This is a genomic window from Flavisericum labens, from assembly GCF_045446075.1.
GTDB classification, from domain to species: Bacteria; Bacteroidota; Bacteroidia; order Flavobacteriales; family Flavobacteriaceae; genus Flavisericum; species Flavisericum labens.
In genome coordinates, this window is the sequence record NZ_JBJJBQ010000005.1 from 1 (window position 1) to 12,128 (window position 12,128).

Annotated in this window: 13 protein-coding genes and 1 tRNA gene; 5 read left to right on the forward strand and 9 right to left on the reverse strand. The window is 35.3% G+C overall.

What is annotated here, in order from left to right; genetic code table 11:
- Window positions 1-213: 213 nt before the first annotated feature.
- Entirely contained in the window at window positions 214-720 is a 507-nt protein-coding gene (locus tag ACIEHO_RS09615; RefSeq protein ID WP_406971091.1) for a hypothetical protein, read from the reverse strand.
- An 80-nt stretch (window positions 721-800) separates the two neighbouring features.
- Here ACIEHO_RS09615 and ACIEHO_RS09620 point away from each other — a divergent pair, with 80 nt between their 5' ends.
- On the forward strand, window positions 801-1,388 hold the full coding sequence (locus ACIEHO_RS09620) for a hypothetical protein (RefSeq protein WP_406971093.1): 588 nt from the start codon (window positions 801-803) through the stop codon (window positions 1,386-1,388).
- Window positions 1,367-1,555, forward strand: a complete 189-nt coding sequence (locus ACIEHO_RS09625; protein WP_406971095.1) for a hypothetical protein — start codon at window positions 1,367-1,369, stop codon at window positions 1,553-1,555. The genes ACIEHO_RS09620 and ACIEHO_RS09625 overlap by 22 nt, the downstream gene beginning before the upstream one ends.
- Before the next feature lie 189 nt (window positions 1,556-1,744).
- On the opposite strand, the gene ACIEHO_RS09630 is transcribed toward ACIEHO_RS09625, so the two are convergent.
- From ACIEHO_RS09630 to ACIEHO_RS09645, 4 genes are all read right to left on the reverse strand, one after another.
- Window positions 1,745-2,173, reverse strand: coding sequence for a hypothetical protein (locus ACIEHO_RS09630; RefSeq protein WP_406971097.1), 429 nt, complete (start codon window positions 2,171-2,173; stop codon window positions 1,745-1,747).
- A gap of 170 nt (window positions 2,174-2,343) precedes the next feature.
- Window positions 2,344-2,796, reverse strand: coding sequence for a hypothetical protein (locus tag ACIEHO_RS09635; protein ID WP_406971099.1), 453 nt, complete (start codon window positions 2,794-2,796; stop codon window positions 2,344-2,346).
- The gene (locus ACIEHO_RS09640; RefSeq protein ID WP_406971101.1) at window positions 2,793-3,131 is read right to left on the reverse strand and encodes a hypothetical protein; all 339 of its coding nucleotides are present in this window, start codon (window positions 3,129-3,131) and stop codon (window positions 2,793-2,795) included. Before ACIEHO_RS09640 ends, ACIEHO_RS09635 begins: the two co-directional genes overlap by 4 nt.
- Before the next feature lie 145 nt (window positions 3,132-3,276).
- Window positions 3,277-4,464 carry a DUF4932 domain-containing protein gene (locus ACIEHO_RS09645; RefSeq protein WP_406971103.1) on the reverse strand — a complete coding sequence of 396 codons (1,188 nt, stop codon included), beginning with the start codon at window positions 4,462-4,464 and terminating at the stop codon, window positions 3,277-3,279.
- 327 nt (window positions 4,465-4,791) lie between these two features.
- Between ACIEHO_RS09645 and ACIEHO_RS09650 the strand changes: the two genes are divergently transcribed.
- Complete coding sequence (locus tag ACIEHO_RS09650) at window positions 4,792-5,247, forward strand: hypothetical protein (protein WP_406971105.1); 456 nt, start codon at window positions 4,792-4,794, stop codon at window positions 5,245-5,247.
- 273 nt (window positions 5,248-5,520) lie between these two features.
- On the opposite strand, the gene ACIEHO_RS09655 is transcribed toward ACIEHO_RS09650, so the two are convergent.
- Window positions 5,521-6,438: a tyrosine-type recombinase/integrase gene (locus tag ACIEHO_RS09655; protein WP_406971107.1), complete on the reverse strand. Its 918-nt coding sequence runs from the start codon at window positions 6,436-6,438 to the stop codon at window positions 5,521-5,523.
- A gap of 100 nt (window positions 6,439-6,538) precedes the next feature.
- Between ACIEHO_RS09655 and ACIEHO_RS09660 the strand changes: the two genes are divergently transcribed.
- Together ACIEHO_RS09660 and ACIEHO_RS09665 are read left to right on the forward strand one after the other, a co-directional pair.
- A complete protein-coding gene (locus ACIEHO_RS09660; protein WP_406971109.1) occupies window positions 6,539-6,919 on the forward strand; it encodes a hypothetical protein in 381 nt (126 codons plus the stop codon).
- 163 nt (window positions 6,920-7,082) lie between these two features.
- Window positions 7,083-7,159 (forward strand) — tRNA-Ala (locus ACIEHO_RS09665).
- A 51-nt stretch (window positions 7,160-7,210) separates the two neighbouring features.
- Here the strand turns inward: ACIEHO_RS09665 and ACIEHO_RS09670 are convergent.
- The 3 genes from ACIEHO_RS09670 to ACIEHO_RS09680 form a co-directional block, all read right to left on the reverse strand.
- Window positions 7,211-9,406, reverse strand: coding sequence for a heavy metal translocating P-type ATPase (locus tag ACIEHO_RS09670; protein WP_406971111.1), 2,196 nt, complete (start codon window positions 9,404-9,406; stop codon window positions 7,211-7,213).
- 163 nt (window positions 9,407-9,569) lie between these two features.
- Window positions 9,570-11,249, reverse strand: coding sequence for a glycerol-3-phosphate dehydrogenase/oxidase (locus ACIEHO_RS09675; protein WP_406971113.1), 1,680 nt, complete (start codon window positions 11,247-11,249; stop codon window positions 9,570-9,572).
- Between the two features lie 36 nt (window positions 11,250-11,285).
- Window positions 11,286-12,125 carry an alpha/beta hydrolase family protein gene (locus ACIEHO_RS09680; RefSeq protein ID WP_406971115.1) on the reverse strand — a complete coding sequence of 280 codons (840 nt, stop codon included), beginning with the start codon at window positions 12,123-12,125 and terminating at the stop codon, window positions 11,286-11,288.
- Between the last annotated feature and the right edge of the window lie 3 nt (window positions 12,126-12,128).

The following is a 12,128-nucleotide window of genomic DNA, read 5'->3' on the forward strand; positions in this document are numbered from 1 at the left end:
AAGTATTTAAAGATTAATAATCGACCTATGTTTTTTGAATTCAATTTCATTCAGTTTTTCAAATGCACTACAACGGTTTCGTATAACCGTCAGTTACGGGTTAAAGTTACACAAACTTTCGGCAGAGACCGACGGTAGCAATTCCGAGTGGATTCGGACGTAGTCGAATCCGCCGTAATTGCGGTTATACATTGTTGTACGCTGGCTTTTTTGTCAGTCGTCATATTCTGCCAATTCAATTTCCTCATCGTTTGGCAACCAGCCATTATTAATTTTTTCAATCAAGTCAGTCAAATGCCTTTTCACTTTCCGCTTGGTAAAGTCCAAACAAACGACTTTATCAGTTTCCTTAAATCCGTCGAATGCCAAAGTCGTAGCAAACCAAAATCCTTCGCTAAAATTTTGATGAGCTGTTGTAACTGGCGACAATTCATATGCAAATTTCTTTTTTGTACGTAATTCAAAGTCCAATGCTCGTCCAGTTATTTCTTCGTCAAAATACTGTTCAGTCCAATGAGCAAGAGTTCCAGCGCTACAAGTATATGCGACATTTTTATCCATACAAATTTTCACAGCTGGCGGAACTAATTCTTCATCTTCCTTATTTGCTATTGTAAATACAATCCAATCATTTTTCGGCAAAGAATTTTTCCATTCAGAATTATTTCTAACCTGAACGTAATATATTTTCCTTCTATTAATTCTACCTAAAAGTTCCATTTTTCAGCTTGCGTACAACGTTAAAGTATAAGGTTTCGTTGCGTGGGTTAAGCAAAAAACTAATAAATAAAAACAAAATTATGAGTAAACAAATAATTTCTAAAAATACAGAAAATAGTAATGGACTTTATACGTTGTTACCAACTGATAAAAAGGGCGTTGCTGACGTAGGAAGCAAAATATGCACAAAGTGTAACAAAGTTAAATCTATTGATAATTATAGCAAATACAAATACAAGCCAAAAAAAGACGGAACGCAAAAAATAGGAATTAGAAGTTATTGTAACAAATGTAAAAACCAAATGACAAAGGATTGGTTTGATAAAAATAAGGGTTATAAAAAAAAATGGCGAAAAGAAAACCCTGAAAAAGTAAAAGAAGAAAATTTAAGAGCAAAAACAAGAACTGATAAATGGCGAGAAGAAAATAAAAAAGAATTAAAAGTTAAGAAAGCAAAGTATAGATTAAAAAACCTTGAATACATAAAATCTAAAAAACCTTTAGAAGAAAAAAAAGCAATAGAAGAATTGCAAGATAATTATGTTATATCTCAAATAACAAAAAGGTCTAAATTAACAAGTAAAGAGGTTAGGAAATATCCTGAATTAATAGAAGCAAAAAGAATAATAATTAAAACAAAAAGATTATGCAGAACATCACAGAATTAAGAAAAAGCTTAGCAGACAATTACGAAAAAATGAAAGCTGGCGAAATGGAAATTAAACAAGGTAAAGAACTTTCTAATTGTGCAGGAAAAATAATTCAATCTTTAAAAGTTGAATTAGAATACCAAACCTTATTAGGTACAAATAAAGAAATTGATTACTTAAAATAATTAAGAGTGTGCTTATTCATTCAACCGTTTGAGTGAGTCCCTTTTTATTTGTTGGTAACGGCTTGGCTATGATTTGTTGCGTGGTAAGACAATGAATTAGCAAATACACACCTAATAGAAAATCCGCAAGGATTTTCGTAAGCAAGCCAGTACAAGCAATAAATTATAGGTGTTGTTACCACACGTTTTTTATAAATTAATCAAAATAGAATAAGATGTCAAACATAAAAGAGAAACAATTAAACAGGAAAAACAAATATATTCTAAATATTTATAGATGGTGGGTCGGTCTGCTCTGTCGAATCCGACTTTCTGGTCGTCAAGAAGTTGTAATATTTGTTCCTTCTTTTTTATCAAAGAAAGATTTAGAACAACTGTATCCGCAAATAGAATTATCACTCCGAGAAGGATTCCGAGTGACATTGTGGAAATTGTAATAATAAACAAAACTGATTCTATGCAATTATGTTCAGATTCTGATTTTAATGAAACAAAAATAGCTAAAAAAGCAGATGCAATGGTCAATGTGTTTTTTAACCATTCCCTATATACTTTATTTCTTTCGTCTTGTAGGCTTTTTAAATCCTCAAGATGTTTTAGGGTGTCTTTTATTTCCATTGTTTTGTTTTTAGAGTAAGAGTTTAAAATGTGTGGTAACGTTTGGAATATGCGTAGTGCGGGATTTCAAAGCTCCAAACTATCAAATCACACAACTGTTTATTAATTGTTATATCGTTCATATTTAGCACTTTCCCCGCATTACGTATATTTATTGTTGTGCTTAGTTTTTATTCTTTTATCATTGTATCAAGTTCCAATTGAGTCCTAAAAATAAACTCTTCATTTTCTGCGACACCTTCATGTTCAAAATCAACCAATAATTTACATTCCACTTTATATAAATTATCGTCAATTCTTTTCAAAGCTAATCTCTGAATGTCACATGGATTATGGGCACTGCCAACATAAACCGAAATTTCTGTCTCATCTTCAGAGGATGAAGTTAATATAAGGTCATCTAAATCGGTTGGCTCTTTTAGATTAAGATTTAACCATTCAACAACAATTTCAGTCTCTACAGGTTGCGATTCATATTCTAGTCCTGAGTTGAAAGGTTCGAGTGGGATATAAATTCTATGAAATAATGTTTTCTTTAACCCTATGTTTTTATTCTCAATGAAATATATCTCAATTTTTCCTTTTTTAGGCTTAGTCTTATTTTGTAGGTCTACTTTATTCATCTTATCTCATCAATAATATCGCTTGTAATTTCTAATCGATATTTTGGGTTATCAACATTTGAATCAAACGGAACTATCACAACATCAGCCCAAGCAACCTTATCAGGATTACCTAAATAAGGAGATTCTTCAAGTACAAACCATGAATCCCGACCGTCCCATATTAATCTATAACAATGTTTTTTAGTTTTATTAATCCAAATAAAGAATCTTGAACCAAAGGACTCCTCATGATACTGGCTATCTTTTAAAGAATATCCTTTATTCAAAAGAATGCTGTTCATCGCTTCTTTTAGTTGTTCACAGGTTTCCTTTATGTTATTCAGTCTGTCCATAAATTAAGCACAACGGTTTAGGCTATGGGTAGTTGCGTAAATTTAGCAAAAAAATCGCAAGTACGCACGGACTGATAATTCCGCAGGAATTTCAGGGTGGGCGAGTAGAAGCAATTACTTATAGCCATTGTTATGCCACGTTTTTTTATTTTAGTTTTTCATTTACAAATTCTGGCGTGCTTTTCTCAAATACACCTAAAAGTTCGGGAATAAAATCTTTCCACATCGGATATTTTTCTCGGTTATTCTCGAATTCAATTACTTTTTCCTCCAATTGCGGAAGAAAAATAAAATGCTCTAAATTGGTGTGATAATTTCGTAAATAATCAGCCCTTTCTTCATCATTCTGAATTTCGGCTATTCTAATCTCTCCCAAGCGAACAAAACTCTCAACAACATAAACATTCCAATTTTGGATGCCTTTTGTTTCCATTATTTTTTTTAATCGGTCAGTAAATAGATTCGAAGAGTTTTCAATTTGTTTTTGGAAAGGTTCAAGTTCCGAATTGACAAATGAATGTCCAAATTCGTGTATTGTTAAAGTTCTTGCTCTCGGTTGATAATCAAAACCAAAGTGGTCATAATTCTTTTTTGTAGAACCGACCGATACCTGAACGTAAGGGCTCATAATTTCATAAACAATTTTCTTATTGTCTTTTTCGACTGTTGTTCCAATTCCACGTCCTTCATTGTCTTCTATTGGCCAAATCATCATTGGACTTATCAAAGCAACGTATTTTTCTCTGCTATCTCCATAGTATTCCTCCATTGCCTCCGTAAATCCTTTTGGTATGTGAGTTTGAACCTCGTTGATAGCACCACTGTAGAAATTTGCATTTTTAATATAGAAATCATTAATGTTCTCAGTTTGGTAGAAATTGTAAAGTACTTGTAAATAATTTGAAATTAATTTTTCCAGTGCTGTTTTTTTATCGTTTTTCAAATGGGTTTGTGAAAATTTAAAGCCCAAAGGTTTTTGCAAAAGGTCAAATTCTGGTTGCTCTAATAAAATTCTCATCATAACATCGTTGCCATACCCAAAACTCCCCAATGTATCATTAAGTTTGGCTGTTTCAATCGCAATTTTACTTTGGGTCAAATTTCCAAAATCAGTTAGTGCTTTTGCAACTATAGGTTGATATTCCTTACAAGTTTTTAGCTTAAATCCCTCCCATTGTTTGTTAGTTTTTCTATGGTCAATAGAGAGTATCTCGGCAAGAAAATATGTTTCTATATTTTTGTTAAAGTCCGCGCTGAATTTATCTGGTTGTTTTTTTTCTGTTTGGCAAGAAAGGAATAAGGTAAAAATTCCTAAGGTCAATAATTTTTGCATCAAGTTCAGTTTTGTGTTCTATTTTTATAGACGTTATTTTTTGTCAAATGGTTGCCTGATGACAATTTTTTGGTCAAATGTGGCATAACGGTTTGTACATGCTTTGTAGCGTATGCAAGCCGAAAGATAGTAAATAAAAACTGACGTAGAAAATTCGATAGGATTTTCGGAAGTAAAAAGAACCAAGCTATAAAGTATGTATGGTGTTGCCAACTGTACTTCAAAAGCGGTTCAGACGTTCATTGATTTGCAGATAACTTTATTTTTTAGAGCGTAGGCAAATTAATTTTAGTAAAAATTAAAAGATAACACGTAAATTAGTACAAAATGAAAACAGATTTAAAAATGGATAGAATTAAAGAACGACAAAAACTTTCCGCATTAGGGATGTCTTATAGTATTCAACGAATGGATTTATTAATAGTTTCAATAAGTGGAGCTGGAATATATGTATGCTTAGAAACATTAAAATACATTAGCGATAAAGAGTTAAACACTAGTAATTTAATAAAGTGGTCAGGAGGAGTTCTTTTATTTGCTATAATAGTCAATTTTATATCTCAATTTTTAGGGCATAGGTCAAATTTAAACGACTACTTAATGTGCGAAACTAAATTAGACGCAGGTAGTAAAATAAGCAAAAAAGAACAGACAATTATTGATAGATATGACTGTAAGGCAGAATCATATAATAAAGCAACTAATATATTTAACTATGCAAGTGCTTTATCTATGTTCGTTGGTCTAATCCTGTTATTATCATATTTCCTTATGGCTTTCTAGTCGGAGGTCTGCCACCGCCTTTATTTGGTGCTGAGGGGGTTGGAAATTCTCTTTTTAATGGAATAATTTTAGGTTGAGGAGTCGGGTTATTTGGTTTTGGAGTTATTGGTTTTGTCGGTTGTTTTCCCATAATGTTTAAATTTTAATTATAATATTTTAAAAAGTCCGATTTTAAAAAAGGTCGGAAAAAAATAAAGAGATTTCAGTAGTCAGTATAGTAAATGCTTGGTTCAGTATTGTTGGCAACTATATAATAAACGTATTTTATTGCGTTTATTTCCTATTTGTAAATGTATTGAATTTTCCTATCTTTTCGAAAGGACTTTCAATATTTATAAGATTAGTAGTACTTACATGCGTGTAAATCTCTGTAGTCTTAGAACTGTTATGTCCTAATAGCTTTTGTATGTACCTTAAATTGGTTCCAGCATCCAATAAATGGGTGGCAAATGAGTGTCTTAACGTGTGAACTGTGGCTGGAATATTGACGCCAGCTTTCTTTCTGGAGCGATTAAATGTTTGTCTAATGCTGGATACGCTGTATGGCTTTCCATTAACCCCCTCAAACAACCATTCTTTTGGTCTATATAATTTATAATAAGCTCTTAACTGTTCCAATAGACTTGGAGATAACAATGTGATTCTGTCCTTCTTCCCCTTGGCGTTTCTCACCCACACACGCATATTGGAGGAGTCAATGTCTTCAACTTTTAAGTTGATGCATTCAGATATCCTTAAACCACATCCATATATAACTGATAAGATGGTCTTATGCTTTATATTGTTGGTGACATCTATAATTCTTCCCACTTCTTCCATGGATAATACTTTAGGTAGTGTCTTTGACTTTCGTGGTCGGCAAAAGTCATATTGTATCTTAGGTAAGTTCAGGACTTTCTCAATATAGAATTTAATGGCGTTTATGCTTTGGTTCTGGTAGGACGAAGATACATGGCGCATCGTCACCAGTTCTTTATGATAATGCATTATATGGGCTGTAGTGACCTGATGGAGGGGCATTGGGTGTATGTGCTCAAGAAACTGTTTAAACATGTGCAAGTAGGTCTTAATTGTGTTAGGGCTATAATTCTTTAAGGTCAGTTTTTGCATCATTAAATCCATTGCCAACTGGTAGTCAGGCTTTGCGGCTATAACATTAGCAATGGGCGTGAGACTGGAATCGGTTTTCATAGGGTAAAAATCACAATAATTCAATTTAAAACCGTATTTTTAAACGCTTATATACGTATATAGACGTCTAAAAACATGTATTATGCAAATGAAGTTTTGTTTGTCCTGTAATAAGGAACTGGTGGGTAGAACTGATAAGAAGTTCTGTGATGCCCAATGTAGAAGTACCTACCATAATAAAAATAGACCACTACATGAAATAACGATTCAGAGGACCAATAGCGCACTTAGGAGAAACAGGAGCTTACTAGCTCATTTCTGCCCTAGTGGTAAGAGTACAGTAAGGAAAGATGTGTTGATGCAATCAGGCTACCAATTTGGAGTATTCACCCATATATTCCCCTTTAAAAAAGGGACGTATTACTTCTGTTATGATTATGGGTTTCTCCCTATCAAAGATGATAAAGGCATTGAAAAGATGCTCATAGTTCAAAAACAAGATTATATGGAAACATCTGGTTTTAATCCTTGGGCTTTGTAAAGTAAATTTTTAATACTTAAATTATTATAATTTTTTTAAAATGGTGGTGGGTTTTTGTGGTGGGTTTTTGCAATTAAATGTATACATTTGCATAATTTTGCAGTTAAATGCTTATTTACTTAAAATAAGCGAAACGCTTGTAAATACTATACATAAACCAAAAGGGGATGTAGCTCAGTTGGCTAGAGCGCTTGACTGGCAGTCAAGAGGTCGTCGGTTCGAATCCGATCTTCTCCACCAAAGAAAAAGCTTCCAATTTCTTGGAAGCTTTTTTGTTTAAAATTGAATTTTTCATACTTCGTATCGTAATAGCCTTAGTGCATTTAAAACAACCACTAAAGTTGACCCTTCATGCCCTACTACGGCTGGGCCAATGGCAATGGTTCCCATAATTGTTAAAGGCACTAAAATTGCTACCATACCAAGACTAATTATCAAGTTTTGTTTTATAATACGTTTGGCTTTTCGGCTTAGGCCAATAGCAAACGGCAGATTGTTCAACTTATCGGCCATGAGTGCAATATCTGCTGTTTCTAAAGCAACGTCCGAGCCTGCTGCACCCATGGCAATACCAACGGTACTTTTGGCCATAGCAGGAGCATCATTAACGCCATCGCCTACCATGGCCACGCGGCCTTCTTCTTTTTTAAGTTGTTCGATGGCATTTACTTTTTCCTCTGGCAGTAAGCTACCCAAAGGGTCTGTAATCCCAATATTTTTAGCAATGGCATCGGCTACTTTTTGATTGTCGCCAGTAAGCATTATCATCCTTTTAATACCAAGTTTTTTCAAACTTTCCAGGGTTGATTTGGCTTCCATACGAGCAACATCCATAACCGAAATGATACCCAAGTATTCTTCACCCTGATGAACAATCATGGCTGTATGCCCGCCAGACTCCAGCTCAGACATTTTTAAGTCAATCTCTTCTGGAATCTTGGTTTTTGTTAATTCTTCAAAAAGTCTTCGGTTGCCAATGTGAACTATACTTCCATTCCATTCGGCTTGAATTCCTCTAGCTATTAATGCTTTTAAGTTTTCTGCCTCTGGAATATCATTAGTACCCAATTCTTTTGTTCCGCCTTTAACTATGGCTGCTGCTAAAGGGTGATCGCTTAATGCTTCAACCGCAACAGCGACCATTAGTAAATGGGACTTGGTAACATTTCCAAAGGGAATAGCATGGGTTAGGGTTGGCCTACCTTCGGTAAGTGTTCCTGTTTTGTCAAAAGCTATGGCATTTAAGCCACCTAAATCTTCAAGAGGTCGCCCTCCTTTAATCAATACACCTTGGCGAGCGGCGCGGGCAATTCCTGCTAATACTGCACTTGGGGTGGAAATGGCTAAAGCACATGGTGATGCTGCTATTAAAACCGACATAGAACGGTAAAAACTATCTTGAAACGTTTCATCGACAACCAAATAGGCAAATAATAACGCTACGACTAACGCTAGGACAAAAGGAACGTAATATTTTTCAAATTTATCTGTGAGATGTTGTGTGGGCGATTTTTGTGTTTCGGCCTCCTTCACTAAAGTAATTAAACGAGAAAGCGTACTGTCTTTGGCTTCTTTCAATACTTTGATTTCCAAAACTCCACTGCCATTAATGGTGCCTGCAAAAACTCTATGCTCTGGAAGGAGTTTGTTAACTTCATTTTCGCTTTGCCAATTCGGACTGGAACGTTTATCGACAGGCAAACTTTCACCCGTAATGGATGCCTGATTAACAGGACTGCTTCCTTTAGAGACTACACCATCGGCGGCAATTTTTGAATTGGGTTTTACAACGATGATATCCCCTAGTTTTAATTGTTCTATATGTACTTCCGTCAATTCACCATTCTTTTTGACCATGGCCATAGGCGGAGCTAAATCGGAAAGGGCGGCTATGGATTTTTTTGTGCGTTTCATAGCATAGTGCTCTAGGGCGTGACCTAAGCTAAACAAAAAAAGAAGTAAAGCGCCTTCTCCCCATTTGCCTAGTGCAGCCGCACCTATTGCAGCGAACAACATCAAAAAATCTATTTCAAATTTCCCTCTTACTAAATCTTTACCGGCAGTAATAAACGTGAAGAAACCTCCAAAAACAGCTCCGATGATAAAAAGTGTGGTAGAAATGGATTCAGGCATATTTGCTATAAAGGAAAAAACAGCCCCGACACTCCAAAATAAACCACTAATAATGGCAAAATAGAGTTCGGTATTTTCTCCTAAAAAGTAGAGTGGGGAATGGCTGTAGCCAGTTTCTTTCTGGTATTTATGTTCATCGCCGTTTTCTACGTGCAGTATATTTAAGCCTAGGTTTTTGATTTTTTCTAGAATAACGGTTTGGGTGGTTTGACTACTATCCCATTCCAGTTGGGTCCTACCCGAAGCAGAAACAGAAACTTGATTAATGCCTTTTTCTTTTCTCAGTATTTGCTCAATTCTCCGAGCTTTTCGAGAATGATGGACTTTACTAAGTTCTACATGCAGCTTTTTCATATTGGATTAGTAGACATTTCAGAATCTCAAGTGTTTCGTAGAAGTAAATAGCTTGTTTAAAGATATAAATTTTAAATGGGGTAGAGGTATGTAATTAGCTAATTATTACTGCGCACTTCAGCCTTAATTTATACACTAAATATAAGTCTATAATGCGTGTATGTTATTCAAATTCTTTATCATAAAAAGTTGTGGCGTCCTGTATCAAGGTGTTTAAACTTTGTTTTTCTTCCAGTATACGTTTGTCATCCCAATTGAGATATTCAGCCATATCCTCTAAAATGAGCATTGAGTATCTTTTTACACCCGAAATATTGAAAAAAAGGCGTCCTGTCCTGCGTACGAAAAAATCTGTTAGGCTATTTACCATTTCGTTGTTGATGGTGTACCATAATTCGGCACGAATTAACCGTTCCAATGGATGGTCGTTATTAAAATCTTCAGACTTTAATATGATGGTTTCAGCCTGTTTGCCAAATGTTGAGCACAGATATTGAGCACGATAAGGGTTATTAATACCCAAAATGGCGAGTTTTTTTTCTAGCTTGTTTTGGTAAAGGCTAACTTCTGTATCCGATTGAAAAGCTGGACTTACTAGAGGTAGTTGCAAAGTCTTAGAGTTCTCAAAATTTTGCTTCTTATCTGTATCCATTGTTTTTAAAACTGCTTCAATGGCACGTTGTGCCATTTTACGGTAACCAGTAAGTTTTCCACCAGCAATTGAAATTAGGCCACTTTCGGAAATGAATAGCTCATCTTTCCTCGACAGTTCTGAAGGCGCTTTGTTGTCCTCATGGATTAATGGTCTCAATCCGGCCCAACATGATTCTACATCTTCTATGGTCAAATTTAGTGAAGTAAAAACATTATTTATGGCATTGATGAGGTAAAGTGCATCGTTTTTAGTGGCTACCACGCGGTCTAAACTTCCAGAATAGTTGCTATCGGTAGTGCCCACGTATGTTATGCGCCCTCTAGGTATGGCAAAAATCATGCGGCCGTCGGGCACATCAAAGTAAATAGATTGTTTTATGGGGAGTTTTTCAAATGGAAAAACAATGTGTACTCCTTTGGTTATATGCAGGTGCTTATGGGTTAAAGAATGGTCTTTCTTTCGCAAATCATCAACCCACGGCCCTGTAGCCGAAATATAGTGCCGTGCTTTTAGGGTGAATTGATTTTTGGTATTGTGGTCAATGCAATTAAGACTTTTTATTTTAGAGTGTTCATCATAATTGAAGGACTGCATTTCGCAATAATTGATTGCTGTTGTTCCAAATGAAGTGGCCGTTTTTAATACTTCGATGGTTAGCCTGGCATCGTCAGTACGATATTCAGAATAAAGTCCCCCACCTAGCACTCTTGATTTATCGAGTAGCGGTTCTTTCTCAAGGGTTTCTGCTTTATTGAGCATTACCCTTTTATCATCTCCATTTACATCGGCTAAATAATCATAAATTTTGAGACCTATAGTGGTCATTAGTTTGCCGTAGGTACCATTCTTTATTAAAGGGATTAGCATTTTCTCCGGAACCACTAAATGCGGTGCTAATTTGTGTACTATGGCACGTTCGGTGCCCGATTCTCGTACTAAACCAATTTCGAATTGTTTTAAATATCGGAGGCCACCATGAATGAGTTTTGTAGATTTATTACTTGTACCCGACGCAAAATCGTTTTTTTCGACTAGACAGACTTTCAAACCTCTGCTGGCCGCATCCAACGCAATTCCGGAGCCTGTAATACCTCCTCCTATAATAGCCAAATCAAAAGTTTCAGATTGAAGTTTTTTAAGCTGTTCTGCTCTGTTTAAAACTGAAAACCCCAATGTGTCGTCTACCATATGCTAATTTAGTTGATTGAATATAAGCAATTACGCTTATTTTAAAAACGAAATAGTAGTATTTATTACTTGTTTTAAATCTTGCGGGATGGTCTTTTGTTCCCAAGGATGTGAAGCTCCAAAAACGTGATTGGCACCTTTAATTATTTCCAATTTGCTATTTGGTTGCCAGCTGTGGAGGTCTTTGGCCTCTTTAACCTTAACGCTGGTATCGGCATCGCCATGAATAATCAAATACGGAATTTTTAAGTTAGAAACCGCATGCTTAATGTTAAGCCGCTGTTCATTAGCTTTAAAATCTTTATAAAACTGATAATAATGTGGCATTTGTTGTTTGGTTCTTCCGTTTAAAACATATTTTACACCATCTTTTTTCCATTGTTCAGAATCGCCAGAAATGGGTGCTCTACTTCCGTAATCTGAAACGCCTGCCAAACTTACCACTTTTTTAATACGGTTATCTTCTTCAGCATTAATGGTTACAATGCCTCCTGCTCGGCTGTGCCCCATGAGGTATATGGTCTGTTTATCTATTTCATTTTTATATTCAGAAGTACTATCAATCCAATCTATTACGCTTTGTAAATCATCTACTTCTTTGGTATAGTTATTATTTCCGAAGGCTGCCAAATCTGGGAAATCCATGGGTTGTTCAACCGTTCCGCCGTTATGTGAAAAGTTGAATTTTATGAAAAAGAACCCCGCCTGAGCAAATTCTTGAGCCATTAAATCCCAAGCCCCCCAATCTTTAAACCCTTTATAGCCATGGCAAAATATAAGGATGGGTTTTTCAGTTTGGTTTTCATTAAAACACACATCGGCCAAAATGGGCTTATTGTGTTTTCCTGGTATAATAATATTTTTGGTCGCGGTCATGTT